The 15,968-nt window shown below is 67.6% G+C and carries 20 protein-coding genes; 8 read left to right on the top strand and 12 right to left on the bottom strand.

Annotated elements, in window-relative coordinates; all coding sequences use genetic code 11:
- Positions 1-40: 40 nt before the first annotated feature.
- Complete coding sequence (locus ACGFNU_RS38135) at positions 41-286, bottom strand: hypothetical protein (RefSeq protein WP_392601446.1); 246 nt, start codon at positions 284-286, stop codon at positions 41-43.
- A 182-nt stretch (positions 287-468) separates the two neighbouring features.
- Here ACGFNU_RS38135 and ACGFNU_RS38130 point away from each other — a divergent pair, with 182 nt between their 5' ends.
- The 4 genes from ACGFNU_RS38130 (at position 469) to ACGFNU_RS38115 (ending at position 4,237) form a co-directional block, all read left to right on the top strand.
- Positions 469-639, top strand: a complete 171-nt coding sequence (locus tag ACGFNU_RS38130) for a hypothetical protein (protein WP_392601445.1) — start codon at positions 469-471, stop codon at positions 637-639.
- 504 nt (positions 640-1,143) lie between these two features.
- Complete coding sequence (locus ACGFNU_RS38125) at positions 1,144-2,277, top strand: hypothetical protein (RefSeq protein WP_392601444.1); 1,134 nt, start codon at positions 1,144-1,146, stop codon at positions 2,275-2,277.
- A 33-nt stretch (positions 2,278-2,310) separates the two neighbouring features.
- Positions 2,311-3,207: a hypothetical protein gene (locus tag ACGFNU_RS38120; RefSeq protein WP_392601443.1), complete on the top strand. Its 897-nt coding sequence runs from the start codon at positions 2,311-2,313 to the stop codon at positions 3,205-3,207.
- Positions 3,208-3,265: 58 nt separating this feature from the next.
- Positions 3,266-4,237 carry an NAD(P)-dependent alcohol dehydrogenase gene (locus ACGFNU_RS38115; protein WP_392601442.1) on the top strand — a complete coding sequence of 324 codons (972 nt, stop codon included), beginning with the start codon at positions 3,266-3,268 and terminating at the stop codon, positions 4,235-4,237.
- 64 nt (positions 4,238-4,301) lie between these two features.
- Here the strand turns inward: ACGFNU_RS38115 and ACGFNU_RS38110 are convergent, their stop codons facing one another.
- From ACGFNU_RS38110 to ACGFNU_RS38095, 4 genes are read right to left on the bottom strand one after another with little or no spacing between them, the layout of a single operon-like run.
- Entirely contained in the window at positions 4,302-5,492 is a 1,191-nt protein-coding gene (locus ACGFNU_RS38110; RefSeq protein WP_392601441.1) for an amidohydrolase family protein, read from the bottom strand.
- Positions 5,493-5,536: 44 nt separating this feature from the next.
- Complete coding sequence (locus ACGFNU_RS38105; protein WP_392601440.1) at positions 5,537-5,929, bottom strand: carboxymuconolactone decarboxylase family protein; 393 nt, start codon at positions 5,927-5,929, stop codon at positions 5,537-5,539.
- A 27-nt stretch (positions 5,930-5,956) separates the two neighbouring features.
- Positions 5,957-6,784, bottom strand: coding sequence for a tryptophan 2,3-dioxygenase (locus tag ACGFNU_RS38100; protein ID WP_392601439.1), 828 nt, complete (start codon positions 6,782-6,784; stop codon positions 5,957-5,959).
- Positions 6,778-8,079, bottom strand: a complete 1,302-nt coding sequence (locus ACGFNU_RS38095) for an aminotransferase class I/II-fold pyridoxal phosphate-dependent enzyme (RefSeq protein ID WP_392601438.1) — start codon at positions 8,077-8,079, stop codon at positions 6,778-6,780. Before ACGFNU_RS38095 ends, ACGFNU_RS38100 begins: the two co-directional genes overlap by 7 nt.
- 185 nt (positions 8,080-8,264) lie before the next feature.
- Between ACGFNU_RS38095 and ACGFNU_RS38090 the strand changes: the two genes are divergently transcribed.
- On the top strand, positions 8,265-9,728 hold the full coding sequence (locus tag ACGFNU_RS38090) for an amidase family protein (protein ID WP_392601437.1): 1,464 nt from the start codon (positions 8,265-8,267) through the stop codon (positions 9,726-9,728).
- A 240-nt stretch (positions 9,729-9,968) separates the two neighbouring features.
- Positions 9,969-10,193: a hypothetical protein gene (locus ACGFNU_RS38085; RefSeq protein WP_392601436.1), complete on the top strand. Its 225-nt coding sequence runs from the start codon at positions 9,969-9,971 to the stop codon at positions 10,191-10,193.
- On the opposite strand, the gene ACGFNU_RS38080 is transcribed toward ACGFNU_RS38085, so the two are convergent.
- The gene (locus ACGFNU_RS38080) at positions 10,190-11,134 is read right to left on the bottom strand and encodes a LysR family transcriptional regulator (protein ID WP_392601435.1); all 945 of its coding nucleotides are present in this window, start codon (positions 11,132-11,134) and stop codon (positions 10,190-10,192) included. The genes ACGFNU_RS38085 and ACGFNU_RS38080 overlap by 4 nt on opposite strands.
- Before the next feature lie 110 nt (positions 11,135-11,244).
- Between ACGFNU_RS38080 and ACGFNU_RS38075 the strand changes: the two genes are divergently transcribed.
- Positions 11,245-11,718: a nuclear transport factor 2 family protein gene (locus tag ACGFNU_RS38075; RefSeq protein ID WP_392601434.1), complete on the top strand. Its 474-nt coding sequence runs from the start codon at positions 11,245-11,247 to the stop codon at positions 11,716-11,718.
- Positions 11,719-11,735: 17 nt separating this feature from the next.
- On the opposite strand, the gene ACGFNU_RS38070 is transcribed toward ACGFNU_RS38075, so the two are convergent.
- From ACGFNU_RS38070 to ACGFNU_RS38045, 6 genes are all read right to left on the bottom strand, one after another.
- Positions 11,736-11,870, bottom strand: coding sequence for a hypothetical protein (locus ACGFNU_RS38070; RefSeq protein ID WP_392601433.1), 135 nt, complete (start codon positions 11,868-11,870; stop codon positions 11,736-11,738).
- 70 nt (positions 11,871-11,940) lie between these two features.
- Positions 11,941-12,522, bottom strand: coding sequence for a TetR/AcrR family transcriptional regulator (locus tag ACGFNU_RS38065; RefSeq protein ID WP_392601432.1), 582 nt, complete (start codon positions 12,520-12,522; stop codon positions 11,941-11,943).
- On the bottom strand, positions 12,519-12,887 hold the full coding sequence (locus ACGFNU_RS38060; RefSeq protein ID WP_392601431.1) for a hypothetical protein: 369 nt from the start codon (positions 12,885-12,887) through the stop codon (positions 12,519-12,521). The genes ACGFNU_RS38065 and ACGFNU_RS38060 overlap by 4 nt, the downstream gene beginning before the upstream one ends.
- A gap of 33 nt (positions 12,888-12,920) precedes the next feature.
- Positions 12,921-13,832, bottom strand: coding sequence for an LLM class flavin-dependent oxidoreductase (locus ACGFNU_RS38055; RefSeq protein ID WP_392601430.1), 912 nt, complete (start codon positions 13,830-13,832; stop codon positions 12,921-12,923).
- A 212-nt stretch (positions 13,833-14,044) separates the two neighbouring features.
- A complete protein-coding gene (locus tag ACGFNU_RS38050) occupies positions 14,045-14,509 on the bottom strand; it encodes a MarR family winged helix-turn-helix transcriptional regulator (protein ID WP_392601429.1) in 465 nt (154 codons plus the stop codon).
- Between the two features lie 34 nt (positions 14,510-14,543).
- The gene (locus ACGFNU_RS38045; RefSeq protein WP_392601428.1) at positions 14,544-15,149 is read right to left on the bottom strand and encodes a helix-turn-helix domain-containing protein; all 606 of its coding nucleotides are present in this window, start codon (positions 15,147-15,149) and stop codon (positions 14,544-14,546) included.
- Between the two features lie 93 nt (positions 15,150-15,242).
- Here ACGFNU_RS38045 and ACGFNU_RS38040 point away from each other — a divergent pair, with 93 nt between their 5' ends.
- The gene (locus ACGFNU_RS38040) at positions 15,243-15,932 is read left to right on the top strand and encodes a class I SAM-dependent methyltransferase (protein ID WP_392601427.1); all 690 of its coding nucleotides are present in this window, start codon (positions 15,243-15,245) and stop codon (positions 15,930-15,932) included.
- Positions 15,933-15,968: the final 36 nt, after the last annotated feature.

Below are 15,968 nucleotides of genomic sequence, written 5' to 3'. Positions count from 1 at the left end.
TCCGCCGTATTCCGGTGGCACCTGCAGAGGTCAGGTGGTGTCAGAGGTTGAGGACGCGTTCGGCCTCGTCGCGATGGGTGGTGTGGAGGTCCCAGTAGACGGGTGAGATCTCCTCGGGCTGGGCCGTCGGCAGGCCGGGGATGACGCAGACCCCGATCGACACGTTGATGCCGACGTGGGCGGCCTGGACACCGGTGCCGGCCAGTTCCTTGTGCAGGACGTCGATGCCGCCGAAACGCGTGGCGGCGTCCTTGAGCGCCTGGCTGAGCGCGTCGCGGTCGAGCACGTCCGCGGGAAACGCGGCGGCGGTGACACCTTCGGTGGTCCGTCTTGGGAACGGCGACGATGTCGCTCCATTGGAATCCGGTCGAAACGGGAGTGAGGTTGCGCCGGGTCAGTTTTGCGCCCGTGTGGCGCAACGCGTCAATGGACAGGGTCCTGTAGGCGTACGGATCCTGCCCCTCGGGTGTGGCGGTGATGGACTGCTGGTACGAGGCCGCCCAGATGCCGCCCTTGCCGTCGCCCGACAGGGTGTTGACCACGTCCTTCGGGAACCGCTACGAGGCCCGAGCCCGCCGCGACAACGGCGGCAACAAGAATGCGATGAATTCTCACATGAAGGTGACGAGCATCGTCTGACCACGGTTGCCGTTCGGAAGATGAACATCACACAGCCGAGAAACGACCACTCCGGGAACACCCGGACGATGAGTGGCGCCAGCCACTTCTGTTACGGCCGCTCCGAGACCCCCGCCACCGCCGATTGTCCGATACCGGACCGAATGGCGATCCGCGGCCGGATGCGGCGCCCCGTCCGGCCAACATCTGCACCATCCGATGCCAGGGCCCTTCCCCCGCTCGCTTCCCACAATGGACCCTGGAACATCAAGAATGACCCCGGCGAAGGCTACCTCGCAGGTAAGGGAATATGCCGGACGACAGTCGGAAGATTTATACAAGCCATTCCGTGTGCGCCTGCATGTCCCGTGCCCTGTTTCCACTTTCCATAGAGAAACAGCACCCTTTCTAAAATGACTGCTAAATGGTACTTCAGGACCCTCCACAGGTGTGGTGTGCTGCGTTTTGCCTGGGCGAAACTCCGTTCTCCCGGGTCGCGGGGTGCGTACGTGACGAGGGAGAACCATGGTGCCCAACCTCAGATCCCCATTGCCCATCACCTGGACGCGCTGGCTGGGCGTGCAGGCCCCCACAGCCGACCTGCTGACGAGGTACGTGAAGACGGTCGTGCAGCCGACGTCGAATCGGCTGAAGCAGATCGCGACCATCGAAAGGGGCGACCCGGCATTGGTCGCATGGACCGCCTTCACCAATCATTGGCAGGCCCAGCAGGGCGTGCTGGCCGTGAACACCGCCGGTCTGCTCGACCAGGCGGCCACCGACCTGGCCGACACCGTGCACAGGATTCAGCACGAGCGCGCCCCGTACGAGAAGGTGCAGTCGGAACATTCGCTCCTCGGCGCGAAGGTCAATCCCGGCACCGCTACCGATCTGCTGCTGGCCTCGACCAACGGCGTCCGCGGCTGGCAGGACGACTGGGCGACGCGCCCCATTCCCGTCGACATCAATCACAAGAGCGTTCCGGCAGAGGTCAGCGCCCTGGTCGCGTTCATCCTGAGCACCGACGACGTGGTCGGCATCGTCTACGGCGCCGACGAGCGCGACCGGCAACCGCCCCCGCAGCAGGGCGCCGAGCAGGTCTATGCCGCCGCCATGGTCGTCGAGACGCGGACCATCGGCGCCCGTGAGCGCTCCGTCGGAACCAAGAACTACGGGGTGATGCGGAGCTGGCACATGGACGTCAACGACTGGATCAGCCCACACCGCGGAGCCGGGATCGCCTCCGACCGAGCCGCGAAGTACCTGGCCGCCAACCAGGACGAGTTCGCCAACGGGTACGGCATCGAGGCGGCCGCCGACGTTCGCAACCGCAAGAAAGTGGATCGAACGCTGGTGGAGAACAAGAAGCTCGTGCCCCAGGGGATGACCGAGTTCAACGTGCGGTTCGACACCAACGGCCGGCTGGTCTTCGACTACGGGACCGGCGACTTCTACCTGACGGGCCACTACGCCCAGTACGAGGTGCCGGGTGGTGCGCTGGCGGACGGTGACAAGCCGAACGGCCGCGAGTGCTGGCCCTACTTCAAGCTGCTCAACGCCGACCAGGTCACGCTCACGACCGAGGGCCACATGGAGGTCGGGCGCCTGCGGTACTGGGAGAACCTCCGCAGGCAGGGCTACGGCCGGACGCTGGGCTGACCGGAAAGAACCGAACGACGAAAGGGGACCGTCATGTCCGAAGAACAGCCACCCCAAGGCACTATCGAGATCGGCGACGCGGGACCGAACATGGTCCGCGAGACCTACGACCACGAGAATCTCGCCCTCCTCATCGCGAAAATCAAGGAAGGGAAGCTCAAGGAAGGTAAGAAGCTGCCCGACTGGTACGAGGAGACGGCCCGAAAATCGCTCCTGGAGCTGATCAAGCCGAACGTGACCTATCGATTCGTCAGCCACCAGGCCGGTTACTACTGGACGCTCACTCGCATCGTCACCAAGTACCTCCTCATGTACAGCCAGAGGATGCTCGCGGAGCCGGACAATGCCGCGCTGCGCAAAGGGTCTTGGAAGGCCGGCTGGTGCATCAAGTTCGCACTGATCGCGCCACTGTGCACGGGCTTCCAGACTGCCGCGGAAGGGCCGTTCAGCTTCCTCAATCAGCAGTACCTGCTGAAGAAGCCGTTCCCGGATGTCGACAACCACATCTACGTGTACCGCGGCGCGGACAGCATCGTCTACCACGGCCTCACGGTCGCGGCCGCACGCTCGATCCTGGCCGAGCTCGAGCAGCCGGAGGACAGAAAAATCAGCCGCGACGACATCGACGACTTCGTCTGCGCGTTCTTCGCCGAGCCGACCCGGTGGCCCGAGGAGCAGATCTACAACCTCTTCGCGACGCTCGCGGCGACCCCGGACACCCTCCTCACCGGTGAGAACGGCATCCTGCCGCTGGCCTCGGGGAGTACATGGGAGGCCAAGCTGAATGTTCCAGGACGCGAAGTCCCCAAGCGCATCGTCGACTTCGCGCTGATCACCAGCCTCCACCACGTCCTGGAGCAGGAAGTCACACTGGCGGACACCGTCAACGCCTTCGCCGCGCAAGTGCTCAACAACATGCTGCCTCAATAGCGCGGGGCCGTACGGCTCGGCCAGACAAAACGGGCCGTACGGCCGCTAAGGTTCGCTCATGAGGGCAGCGGTGCATCATCGGTACGGGCCACCGGGCGTGGTCGGAGTCGTCGAGGTGGACCAACCCTCGATCGGGGACCACGACGTCCTGGTGAAGGTGCACGCGACAACGGTCAACCGGACGGATTGCGGCTACCGGGCGGCCAAGCCCTTCTTCATTCGCGCGATCACCGGCCTCACCCGCCCGCGGCGCCGCGTCCTCGGGACCGAGTACGCGGGCGTGGTGGAGGCGGTCGGCGCCGGCGTCACGTCCTTCGCGGTCGGCGACCAGGTGTTCGGCTACAACGAGGGCGCGTTCGGTGCCCATGCCGAATATCTCTCCGTCCCGCAGAACGGCGTCATCGCGACCATGCCGGCGAACATGACCTTCGAGGAGATCGCTCCCGGAACCGAAGGGTCGCATTACGCGCTGGCATTCCTCAGAACGTCAGACGTGCAGCCCGGCCAGGACGTCCTGGTGTACGGCGCGACCGGCGCCATCGGCTCCGCGGCGGTGCAGTTGCTCAAGCATCGCGGGGTCACCGTCACAGCGGTATGCGCCACCGCCCACATAGAGCTGGTGAAGGGCCTAGGGGCGGACCGTGTCGTCGACTACACAACCGAGGACTTCACCAAGGACGAGCAGAGCTACGACGCGGTTTTCGACGCCGTCGGCAAGAGCACGTTCGGTCGCTGCAAGCGGCTATTGAAGCCCGGCGGCCTATATCTGTCTTCAGACCTGGGCCCCTGGGCGCAGAACCTACTTCTCCCCCTCGTCACGCCCTTGTTCCGCGGCAGAAGGGTGAAGTTCCCCTTCCCCGTGCAAGGCCAGCAGATGGTACGAGACCTGCGCGACGTGATCGAAGCAGGAGCGTTCAAGCCGGTCATCGACCGCCGATACCCGCTGGAGCAGATCGTCGACGCCTACCGCTACGTCGAAACCGGCCAGAAGCTAGGCAACGTAGTCATCACCATTACCCCGCCAACCTGACCCCCAGCGCATGCCGCGTCCGCCTGGGCGGACCCAGGAAACGCTTGGCGCCATGAGCGTCCTGCTACTTCGGGTGGCGGTGTATCCGCCCCTCGGTCATGACGAAACAGACCTCGCCCAGCACTTCGATGTCGGTGAACGGATCGTTCGGAACGGCGATCAGGTCCGCGGTGGCTCCCTCTCTGAGGCGGCCGAGGTCGGGCCGGTCGAGGAGATCGGCGGCCACCGAGGTCGCCGCGCGCAGCGCCCGCAGCGGGCCGACACCGGAGCTCACCATCGCGGGGAACTCCCGCCAGCCGTCAGCGTGGTCGAACATGCCGGCGTCCGTGCCGAAGGCGAGAGTGAGATCTCCGCGGGCGAGCCGGGCCAGCCCTGCGCGGATGTCACCGACGTTGCGCGCGACCTGGTCGCGGGATCCGGGTGGCTTGTCCGCCCAGAAGGCGTCATCGTCCAGCAGATCCAGATGCAGGCGTGCCACGTAGTGAGTGGGGACGACCGGCAGGCCGCTCTCGGCGATCAGAGCGAGGGTCTCATCGGAGCACAGGTGGGCGTGCTCGATCGTCGTCACCCCCGCGCGCAGGGCGCGCCGCACGCCTTCATCGCCGAAGGCGTGCACCGCGGTGGGCAAACCGAGGTCGCGTGCCGCGCCGACGAGCGCCTTCATCTCCCGTTCGCTGTAGCCGCGGTGATGGGGCTCGTCCTGTCTGGCGAGCATTCCGCCGGTGGCGGCGAACTTGATCCAGTCGGCGCCGTCGCGCGCCTGTTCCCGTACCACCCGTACGATCTCGTCGATGCCGTCCGCGAGCGCACCCGTCTCGTCGCTGGAGCCGTAGGACGTGTCGTCGCCGTGCCCGGCGCGGGCGGAGATCATGCGGGGCGCGACGAACAGCCGCGGACCCGGGACGGCCCCGGCGGCCACCGCCTCCCGCACCGCGATCATGCTGTGCCCCGGGCTCCGGCCGCCCAGATCGCGGACGGTCGTGAAGCCCTGGTCGAGCAACGTTCGCAGGACCGGGACCGCCGCCAGTGCTTCCCGCGCGGCCGATTCCGCCTTCGCCAGGTGCACGTGGCAGTCGATGAGGCCTGGCAGCAGTACCGCGTCACCGAGGTCCACGACGTCCGCACCGGACGGGCGGCGTACCCGCGCGCCGATCTCCTGAACGCGGCCGTCATGCACCAGCACCTCGTGGTGTCCGAGCAGCCCTTCGGCCTGGCCGTCCCAGCAGCGTTCCGCGATGACTACGGTGTCGGTCAACAACGTCTCCTCTCTGTGCGGTACGCCGTGCCGGCGGCCTGCGGTCATTTCTGCGGCGGCCGTTCGTCGAGCACTTTCCTGGTCTGCTGCACGGCCGCCAGCACCCGCGGGAATCCGATGTAGGGCAGGCACTGCACGAACACCTCGATGATGTCGGCCTGCTCGACCCCGACGTTCAGCGCGGAATCGACGTTGGCCTTCATGGGCTCGTAGTCGACGCCAAGGGTGGCCAATGCCGTGAGGCGGATGAGTTGCCGTTCACGAAGCGAAAGCTGCGATCGGCTGTAGATGTCGCCGAACACGAACTCCAGCAAGAACTGGCCGAGGTCGGGTGCTATCTCTGCGAGTTCGTCGAGCATTCGCTCGCCGCCGCTTTCGTTGACCTGGCGCATCGTCTCCAGGCCGCGCCGGCGGCGCTCGTTCGGAACATTCGTCATTGCGCTCCCTCGCCGGTTGTTCGCGAATCAGGGGTCGATCACGTCACGCGCCGCGAAGATCTCGGTGAACAGCGGATCGTTCACCATCTCGGCCAGGTAGCGGACTCCCCGAGTGCCACCGGTGCCGGGCCGGTCACCGATGATGCGGCGCACGGTCCGCATGTGCCGGAACCGCCAGAGCTGATGCCTTTCCTCGAGCTCGACCAACCGCTCGGCCATCTCGTACTCGGCCATGTACCTCGCGCGATTCTCATAGATGCGGCGCAGGGCTGCCACGACGGCCTCGTCCGGCTCCTGGCCGCCGCAGTACCGGCGATCGGAACAGTGGTCCGGGAGGGGATGCCCCTGCCGCGCAAGGAAAAGGAGAAATTCGTCGTAGAGCGTCGGCTCGTTCAACGCGCATTCGAGGAGTTCGCGCTGCGCCGACCAGTCGTACTCCGCCAGATACTCCGGATGCTTGTTGCCGAGCCGGAATTCCAGTGCCCGTAGCTGGGCCGACTGGAATCCGCTCGCCCCGCCCAGAACGGGACGGAACTCGGTGAAGGCGTCCGGGGTGAGGGTGCCTATCACGGTCCACTGGCTGATCATCTGTGCCTGGACGCAGAAGATGCGGTCGAGCACGCGAAAAGTACCGGGCAGATCGTCCTCGCGAAGCAGCCGCACGACGCGGGAGAACTCGTGCAGCATCAGCTTGGCCCACAACTCGGCCGTCTGATGCTGGACGATGAACAGCAGTTCGTCGGGATGCGGCGGATCGGCGAGCGGGTGCTGCGCGGTGAGAAGCCGGTCCAGGCCCAGATAGCTCTCGTACGTCAGATCGTCGCTTTGGCCGCCTGCGCGTGACCGTTTCAGCATGGGCGATCCCACGAGAAACGGGCCTCGGCCATACGGCGCAGCGCGGTGATGACCGTGTCGCTCGACGGCGCGAGGAACATGCGCGCGTATGGGAACGGATCGGGCCGGTTCTGGTCAGTGGAACTCTCTGGCGTCATGGTGCCCGCCCCGAGGAGAACGCCCGTTTCGTTGAAGCAGTCGCGCCGGTATCGATGCACTCCGTCGGCATGTTCCTGGTATGCCGGTGGGATGGGGAACACCAGATAGCTGGTGCAACTCCCCGCCTGGAACGATTCGGCCGGGTATTTCAGTTCGCGGACGAGGAAATCGTTGACCAGTGCTCTGTTCTCGGCGCAGAGTCTCCGGAACCAATCCAGATAGGTTCGCGACGCCTCACTCTCCAGCCACTGGGCCATGGCGTACTGCAATGGCACCGCGCAGGTGAAGGAGCGATTCGCCAGATATCTATTGACGAGTTCGTCGATGGTGTCCGGGCCTGCCGCGATCGAGCCGACACCCCAGCCGTTGCAGTTGAACTGTTTGCCGAGCGACCGGACGGCGAGCCAGCGGCCGGACGGGCGCGGACGGTCCTCCAGCAGCAGCCGCAGGGCCGAGGTGGCCGGGGTACCCGGGTCGGTCACCCCGAAATAGGCGTCGTCGATCAGGATGTTGGCACCCGCGCCGGCCGCGGCGCCCAGTATCCGGCGGACGTTGTCCTCGTCCCAGTTCATTCCCGTCGGGTTGTGCTGGGCGTTGACGACGACGATGGCGTCCCCGGGAACGTCGAGATCTCGCAACTCCTCTTCGAGGTCGGCCGGGCGGGGCTGGAACGCCTCGTCGGGACGCAGCGGCAGATACGTGAACCGGAAGCCCAGGCCGTGGAAGACGCCGTGGTAGTCCCAGCCGGGCGCATACATGATCACGACGGGGCGGCCCCGGGCGCGGTCCCGGATTAACCTCCCGAAGTCGTACATGCTGTTGCGCGTCCCGGAGCAGGCGACCGCGACGTCGAAGTCCCCGCTCGCGCCGACGTCGCCGGGCAACCCGGCCGTCCGTGGAATGTAGGACCGCAGGACGCGCAGCAGTGCGGGGAGGCCGTACTGGGAGATGACATAGCCGTGGACGTGATCGGGCATCTCCGCACCGAGCAGCCGCGTCAGGCCGTCCGGTGCCTGTGACCACGTCTCGCCGACACTGAGATATATCGGTTCACCGTGCGCCGAACCGGCCTGGAGATACTCGTCGACCCACGCGGTGTCCTCGAAACGGCGACGCACGCTCGCGTCTTCCATGACTTCGGACAGGATCGACGACATATCGCGCCTCCGCAAACTGCGGCCCCATCAGCAATTTCGGCCCGAAAACCAGCGTAACACGACGCTAGAGGAATTGCCTTTCACTTGCGCCCCAGGTGTCAATAAGGGCGGTCGGCTCGATTCGTTGAACGTGGGCCTCACGAGTACCGGAGTTTGAAGACGAACACCCGGGACAAGAAAATGTGATGGAAAACGCCGATCCGGTTTATTGGACCATCGCCGAGGCCGCCGCGCGGATCAGCGATCGAACGATCTCCGCAGTTGAATATACGCAAGAACTGCTGAGTCGATGCCGGCGCCACGAAGCTTTGAACTCCTTCACCTCGCTGGATCCGGACGCGGTGCTCGACCGGGCGCGGCGGGCCGACAGAGCGCTGCGCGCCCACGGGGACCAGGCCTCCACGCCGGGCCCGCTGCACGGCATACCTCTGGTGGTCAAGGACAACATCGACGTCGCGGGGCAGGCGACCACCGGCGGAACGCCCGCTCTCCGCGACCATACGGTCAAGCGGGACGCCGAGGTCTGGACGCGCCTCCAGACGGCCGGGGCTCTCCTGCTGGGCAAGGCGAACATGCATGAACTCGCCTTCGGCGTCACGAGCAACAATCAGGCGTACGGACCGGTGCTCAATCCCTGGGATCCCGGCCGGACCGCCGGTGGCAGCAGCGGCGGCACCGCCGCCGCGGTCGCGGGCCGCTTGGCCCCGGCCGGTCTCGGGACCGACACGGGCGGCTCCGTCCGCATCCCCGCGGCCCATTGCGCGGCCGTGGGGCTTCGCCCGAGCCGAGGCCGTTACGGACGGCACGGTGTGCTGCTGGTGTCCCGCACCCGCGACACGGTCGGCCCCATCGCACGTTCGGTCGGAGACGTCGCCCTGCTGGACTCGGTCATAGCCCCACCGGCCGCGCGCGGACGCACCGGCGAAGGCCGGGACGGCGGTCCGGCCGGCGTCCGGCTGGGAGTCCCCCGCGCGCCGTTCTGGCAGGATCTGGACGCCTCGACCGCGGCCGTGACCGAGCGGCGGCTCGAGGATCTGCGCCGTGCCGGTGCGGTATTGGTCGAGGCGGACCTGCCGCCACAGACAGTCGAGCAAGCGTCGAAGGCCGGGATGGCGATGGCCCTGTACGAGGCGCACTGGGAATTGCCGTACTACCTCGCTCAGACGCCTCCCGCCCCGACGTTCGACGAGCTGGTCCAGCAGATCGCCGGGGCTGACGTGCGCGCCCTGCTCGACGACGTCGTGCGAACTCCGGCGTCGGCATACCAGGAAGCGTGCCGTTCGGTCGTGCCCGCCTTCGAAGCGGTCGTGGCCGGCTACGTCCGCGACCACGACCTGGCCGCTCTCGTCTACCCCACCTGCCCGTTGCCCGCGCAACCGGTGGGGCACGACGACACCGTCCGCCTGAACGGACGCCAGGTGCCTCTGTTCGCCACCTGCATACGCAACACCGACCTCGCGAGCATCATCGGCTGGCCGGCGCTGGCGCTGCCCGCCGGATTGAGCGACGACGGGCTGCCGATCGGCCTGGAACTGTGCGCACCGCCCGGTTGCGACCCGCGCCTGCTCGACCTGGGCCGGAGCTGCGAGGGCCTGTGGGAATGGCCGTCGGCACCCGACCCACCGCCACAGCGTTCCGATGACCGATGAGGTCCGCACCATGCTGAACCGCCGGCGCGAGCCCTGCCACCGGACCGGAATAGTGTCCGGGGGCCCTTGCACGAGCCGGGGCGCCGGGGCATCCTGATCTTCGTCGCGTCAAGATCGTTTTGATGGATCGATCCTGGTGAGCAGCCTGTCGGGACGCTTCCCGGCGGGTCGCGCGAGCTTGCCGTCGATACGGAACGGTCCTTGACGCAAGTCCGAGTTCCCCCATCGCAAGGAGACCAGATGCGCGTCCGCACCGCAGTCGCCAGCGTCGGAATCGCCGTAACGGCGGTCGTCGGCTTGGGCGTCCCCGCGCAGGCGGCCCCGTGGAAGTCCTACGGCGGCTACACCACCAAGAGCAAGTGCATCGACGCTGGTCAGCAGTATGTTCGTGAGGGGTTCAACGAGTACAAGTGCACGTACGCGGGTCCCGCGATCTACCCGCCGTACACGCTCTGGCTCCGCTAGGCCCACGCAGTGAGTGCTGGGGAGCCTGACTCCCCAGCGTCCTCCCTTTTCGCGTCGGCGAGGAGGGCGTGGGCGGCTTGGACGAAGGCGCGGACGCGGGCGGTGGCGCTGTCGGCGCGCCAGAGCAGGCCCCATTGCAGTGGCGGGGCGTCGCGGATGTGGACGTAGGCGACGTCTGGACGGGCGTAGTAGCGCCTCGCCTGCGCGCCGACCGGAAGCACGCCGTGGCCAGCGCCGATCAGGGTCAGCATCTCGTTGAACGTCGAGGCTGAGGGGCCGGGCTCGATCGGGCGGCCGGCGGGGGTGGTGCGCGGGGTGCGGTCTTCGCGCAGGGAGACGGGCAGCGTGTCCGGCAGTTGGAGCACCTTCACCCTGGCCAGGTCTTCCATGGAGACGGATTCGCGGCGGGCGAAGGGATGCTGGACGGGGACCGCGAGCATCCGCGCCTCGGACACCAGGACCGGCCCGGTGGCGATGCCGGGCTCATCGATGGGGAACGTTCCCAGGGCGATGTCGATCTCGCCGTCACGCAGCCAGGGCATGAGGTCGGCCATCTGCGCTTCGCGGAGCTGAACGTCGCACTCAGGATGGGCCTCGCGGAACAGCTCGGTGGCTCCGACGAGCAGTTGCCCGCCGGCCGCGCCAACGAAGGCGACGCGGAGGGTGCCCGCCAGGCCGCGCCCAGTGTCGATCGCCCGCTCGACCGCAGTAGTGATCTGGTCCCAGGCGGGCCGCACGTCCTCGTACAGCTGGCGTCCCACCGCGGTCAGCTCCACCCGGCGGCTGGTGCGGTCGAACAGCGGGAGCCCGATCCGGCGCTCCAGCTTCGCGATGGTCTGGCTGATCCGGGCGGTGGACACGTGCAGGCGTTCGGCAGTGCGGCCGAAATGCAGCTCCTCCGCAAGCGTGAGGAACGCTTCCAGCTCATGTCGTTCCAGCATGGACGCTCCCATCGTTAACGCAGGCTTCACGATCCTTGCACAGGCCCGCATTGATCGACACCTCGCCCCGGCCGAGAGTAGAGATCCCTCTGACCTGCACAGGAGTAGCCATGTACGACACGGACGCGGTTGTCCGGGAGCTTCAGGACCGTACGGAGATCCTCGACGCCCTCTATCGATTCGGCCTGGGCCAGGACCTCAAGGACAGGGAGCTGTTCGCCTCGGCCTTCGCCGCCGACGCCGAGCTCGACTTCCGTCCCGCCGCCGCCAAGTGGGGCGGCCGGCCGCCGCTGATGTCCGGACGGGACGCGATCGTCACGCCCATCCTCGACCTGTTCAGCGGCCGGGTGGACACCACGCACCAGGTGACCAACCCGCGCATCGTCGTGACCGGCGACACCGCGCACCTCACCGCCCTGGTGGAGGCCCAGCATCTGCTCACCGCCGACCACGGCACCTTCGCCCTGCTGAAGAACCCGTACGACGTCGATCTCGTCCGCGACGGAGACCGCTGGGTCATCCGCCGCATGCGCATCGACAACGCCTGGTACACCGGCGACCCCACCGCGATCTTCGGCACCTGACCTCGCCACGGCCGTGCTCATGTTCCTGCTGCCCGCGCCTCCGTCTCCAGCGTCCAAGCGAGGATCTCGGCATGCCCCTGTGCGGCGGTCCGCAGGCGGGCGGTGGCGGCCGGACGGCGGCCAGGGTCGATGTCGCACGTCGCGGCGAGCATGGACAACCACCCGCCGACCACGATCAGGCGGCGTCGCTCAGGCCGTGAGCAGCGGGTCGACGTCTCCACGTTATCCGGGCTGGGGGCGGGTGCCGCGGTCGAAGAGTTCGATCAGTTCGTTCGCGCATTCGTCGGGGTCGAGGCCGGTGGCGAGGAGGGCGGGCACGTTGTCGATCGAGGCGCGTAGTGCGGAGGCCATCACCCGTGGGTTGAAGGGGCGGAAGGCTCCGGTGCGCTGGCCGTCGGCGAACAGGGTGGCCAGCCTGCGCAGTGCTTCGACGTGGTGCCGCTCCCAGCCGCCTAGGCCGTTGAGAAGGATCTGCTGGAGTGCCCGTACCTGTGGCGGATTGCGGGCGATGAACGCGATGTTCGCGCGGATGACGGTGGCGAGCAGGTCGCGGGGGCCGGTCGCGGTGTCGAGGGCGGGCCGCATGAAGGTCTCGGCGTCGGCGACGATCTGGTCGGCGACGGCCGCGAGGAGTTCGCCCCTGCTGGAGAAGTGGTAGGTGATCAGCCGCTTGCTGCTGAGGCCGGCCTCCTTGCAGATCGCTTCGAAGGTGGTGGCCTGGTAGCCGCGCTCGGCCAGCAAGGTGATGGCGGCGCGGGTGATCTGTTCCTTGCGGGCGGCGGTCGCCGCCTGGCGGGTGGTCACTGGTAGGCGCGGCGGACGGGCTTGCGGCTCACCATGATCGCGGCCAGGGCCAGCAGGAGGCCGACGGCGGCCTGCTCCCCCTTCATCCAGACCGGGAAGCCGTCGTGCGGCAGCGCGACGATGACCACTATGGCCGCCGGTGCGACGGTGGACATCAACCGCATGCGCAGGTAGGCGCGGCGGTTGCCGTGGAAGGCGCGCCTGGCCAGCACGATGAGCAGGGCGGCGAGCACGGTGGCGATGGCGCCTCGGACCCACACGGCGGCGTTGCCGCCGATGAGGGCGGCAACGCCGAGGGTGGCGATCGAGATGGCCAGGACTGCGCCGAAGAGGGCACGGACTCTCTCGTACAGCTTGTTATCCATGCGGATAAGTTTATCCGGGTGGATAAGCATGCGCTAGAGGGCTTTCGTGACCGCTTCGCGGACGGCGGGGACGATCTCGCTGCCCCAGCGGGCGAGGGAGGTGGTGTCCTGCGTTCCGCCGCTGGGCGAGAAGAGCGTGAAGCCGGACGCGCCGTGCTCGAGTACGGCGTTGGTCAACTCTTCGACCCATTGGTCCACGGAACCGCCGATCCAGCGTCCGTCATCGTTGCGCGTGGCGGGCAGCGGCCGGTCGGTGATGCGGCCGGGGAAGTTGAAGATCGTGCGGATCTCGCGCGGGTCGCGGCCCGCGGTCGCGGCTGCCTCGTCGATGAGCGGCCGCGACGTCCGGTAGCGCTCGCTGAGCCAGTCCGCCGCGTGGCCCGGGATCCAGCCGTCGGCTACCCGGCCTGTGGCCGCCAGGGATTTCGGGCCGACCGATCCCGTCCAGACTGGGGCCGCTTGCACTGGTGAAGGCTCGATCTCGTTCACCTGGTAGTGGCGGCCCTGGTACGTGACCGGCGGTCCGCCGCCGGACAGCCGCTTGACCAGGACGATCGCCTCTTCGAACGCGTCCACGGCATCGGCGGGCGAAAGTCGCGGCACTCCCATGTCGGAGATCCGATCCCACAGCCCGCCCGCGCCCATGCCGAGAACGATGCGGCCGCCGGAGAGCGCCGACAGCGTCGTCACCGTTCGCGCCAGCATGGGGGCGGGCCTGGTCGGCAAGTTGGTGACGTTGGCGAAGCCCGCGATGTGCTGCGTGCGTCCCAGGAGGAAGCCGACGGTGGCGTAGGCATCCAGGCGTTCGCCGATATAGGGATGGTCTGAGAGCGAGAAGTGGTCAAGGCCGTCACGGTCGGCCTGTTGCACCATGCGTAGTAGCTCTGGCCCGTCATCGATGGTGCTGTGCGCGCCGAAACCGAAGACGACTTCTTGTGTAGACAATGTTCTGCCTTTCATTCAGCGGTGGGGCCGTCAGACCGGTGCCGAGGCGCACGTCGATGCCCAGGGCGTCGAGTTGCCTCCGCAGCCACCACCGATGACCGCGACTGTACGATTCATGATTTTAACGCCCCCGTATGCAAAGTGGGCGAGTTCGTGTCACGAACTATATTAGTTCGTACTACGAACTGCAAACGGGAACGCGGTGTCGCGTCTCAGCGTGCTCCTTCGGCCGGCTCCTGGAAGACCGCCGGAACCTCGTTGTCCAGCACGACGCGGCCCAGCAGGGCGGCGAGCGCTTCGCGTTCGGACGGGCTCAGGTTCGACGGCAACGCCTCGACGCGCCTGCAGGTCTCGGTGTAGAACTCCTCCGCCACGCGTTCGCCCTGAGCGGTGAGTGCGACCCGCACCGCACGCGTGTCCTGCGGGTCTGGCTCCCGCCGCACCAGGCCGTTGCGCTCGGTGCGGTCCACCAGGCCGGTCAGGCTCGACTTGGCCAGCTTCAGCATCGTTCCCAGCTCGCTCATGCCATGCGGACGCACCATCAGCACGCACAGCAGCTGGCCCTGCTGCGGGGTGACCCCGTACTCGCGCCCCGACTCGGCGTACACGGCGTTCACCAGAAACGACGACCGCACCAGCGCGGCCACGACCCCGATTCGGCCATCACTCTTACTCACGCGGGCAGGATACCCCGGTAATTCGTACAACGAACTATGCCTCGGGAGGGCGCGTGCCCTGTCCTGGTGCCGCGCGGACGTGCGCGCGTTCGCCCTGCCTTCCGATGAGACTCAGGAACTCGACGGGGCCGGCGCTGGTCCCCCCGAACCAGTGCGGCGTGCGCGTGTCGAACTCCGCGGCCTCCCCCGGCTTGAGGACGAGGTCGTGTTCCCCGAGGACGAGCCGGAGCGTTCCGTTCAGGACATAGACCCAGTCGTAGCCCTCGTGGGTGCGCAGGTCGGGTTCGGCGGTGTCGCTTCGAGCCGGGAGGACGAACTTGTAGGCCTGGATCCCGCCGGGCCTACGGGTCAGCGGCAGGACCACCGAGCCGTCGCCGCCGGGGATGGGACGCAGATTGATGCGCGGATCGCCGGTCGGCGGCGCGTCGACGAGCTCGTCGAGGGTGACCCCGTACGCGCGAGCGAGCGGAAGCAGCTGTTCGAGCGTGGGCCGTCGCAGGCCCGCTTCGAGCCGGGACAGGGTGCTGGCGGAGATGCCGGTCTCCTCCGCGAGGTCGGCGAGCGTGACGTCGCGTTGCGTCCGGAGGCGCTTCAACCTCGATCCGACGGCGTCCAGGGTGCGATCAATGGCTTCGTCCACCGCTCCATTTTGCCGTTCGGCAACAACGTTTGCGCATCCGCCGCCCTCTCAGCAGCATGAAGAACGAGCAATCGCGAACGAGGAGAACAACCTGTGACGCAAGGATTCGACAAGGACTTCTGGGAGCGGCACTGGCGAGAGGGGCGAGCCGGAGACCCCGGATCCCTGGGCGGCCACCCGCCGAACCCGTACCTGGCGAGCGAGACCAGCGGCCTGACGCCCGGCACGGCACTGGACGCGGGGTGCGGCGCCGGTGCCGAGGCGATCTGGCTCGCGTCCCGCGGCTGGCACGTCACCGCGGCCGACATCTCGTCCGAGGCACTCGCCCGCGCCGCCGAGCGCGCGGCGACCAGCGCGGCGCTGGAAGACGCGGCGGCAAGCGAGGGTCGTGAGGACGCGGCGATGAGCGGGGTTTCCGAGCGTTTGCAGTGGGTTGAGGCGGATCTGAGCAGCTGGAGCCCCGACACCCGGTTCGACCTGGTCACGACCCACTACGCCCACCCGGCGATGCCCCAGCTGGACTTCTACGACCGCATCTCTGAATGGGTGGCTCCCGGCGGCACGCTGCTCATCGTGGGGCACCTGCACACCCCCGGCTCTACTGGCCACGGGCACCATCCTCCTGCCGAAGCGTCCGCCACGTCCGCGGCGATCACCGCGCGCATGGACGGCGCGGAGTGGGAGATCGTCACCGCCGAGGAGCGCCGTCGCACGCTCACCGGCGACGGCGGCCGAGCGGTCCCTCTCGACGATGTCGTCGTGCGCGCCAGCCGACGCCGGTGATCCCAGCTGACGCCCGCTGTCGCGGGGATAATCTGC

This window comes from Spirillospora sp. NPDC048911 (assembly GCF_043198015.1).
Classification (GTDB): Bacteria; Actinomycetota; Actinomycetes; order Streptosporangiales; family Streptosporangiaceae; genus Spirillospora.
This window is presented reverse-complemented; position numbering and strand designations above follow the sequence as displayed.

Bases quoted from the DNA above. Each gene is read 5' to 3' on its own strand.
- ACGFNU_RS38085 (WP_392601436.1), top strand. From the start codon at position 9,969: ATGCGCGTCCGCACCGCAGTCGCCAGCGTCGGAATCGCCGTAACGGCG.
- ACGFNU_RS38120 (WP_392601443.1), top strand. From the start codon at position 2,311: ATGTCCGAAGAACAGCCACCCCAAGGCACTATCGAGATCGGCGACGCG.
- ACGFNU_RS38105 (WP_392601440.1), bottom strand. From the start codon at position 5,929: ATGACGAATGTTCCGAACGAGCGCCGCCGGCGCGGCCTGGAGACGATG.
- ACGFNU_RS38125 (WP_392601444.1), top strand. From the start codon at position 1,144: ATGGTGCCCAACCTCAGATCCCCATTGCCCATCACCTGGACGCGCTGG.
- ACGFNU_RS38090 (WP_392601437.1), top strand. From the start codon at position 8,265: ATGGAAAACGCCGATCCGGTTTATTGGACCATCGCCGAGGCCGCCGCG.
- ACGFNU_RS38070 (WP_392601433.1), bottom strand. From the start codon at position 11,870: ATGCTCGCCGCGACGTGCGACATCGACCCTGGCCGCCGTCCGGCCGCC.
- ACGFNU_RS38075 (WP_392601434.1), top strand. From the start codon at position 11,245: ATGTACGACACGGACGCGGTTGTCCGGGAGCTTCAGGACCGTACGGAG.
- ACGFNU_RS38100 (WP_392601439.1), bottom strand. From the start codon at position 6,784: ATGCTGAAACGGTCACGCGCAGGCGGCCAAAGCGACGATCTGACGTAC.
- ACGFNU_RS38080 (WP_392601435.1), bottom strand. From the start codon at position 11,134: ATGCTGGAACGACATGAGCTGGAAGCGTTCCTCACGCTTGCGGAGGAG.
- ACGFNU_RS38060 (WP_392601431.1), bottom strand. From the start codon at position 12,887: ATGGATAACAAGCTGTACGAGAGAGTCCGTGCCCTCTTCGGCGCAGTC.
- ACGFNU_RS38095 (WP_392601438.1), bottom strand. From the start codon at position 8,079: ATGTCGTCGATCCTGTCCGAAGTCATGGAAGACGCGAGCGTGCGTCGC.
- ACGFNU_RS38115 (WP_392601442.1), top strand. From the start codon at position 3,266: ATGAGGGCAGCGGTGCATCATCGGTACGGGCCACCGGGCGTGGTCGGA.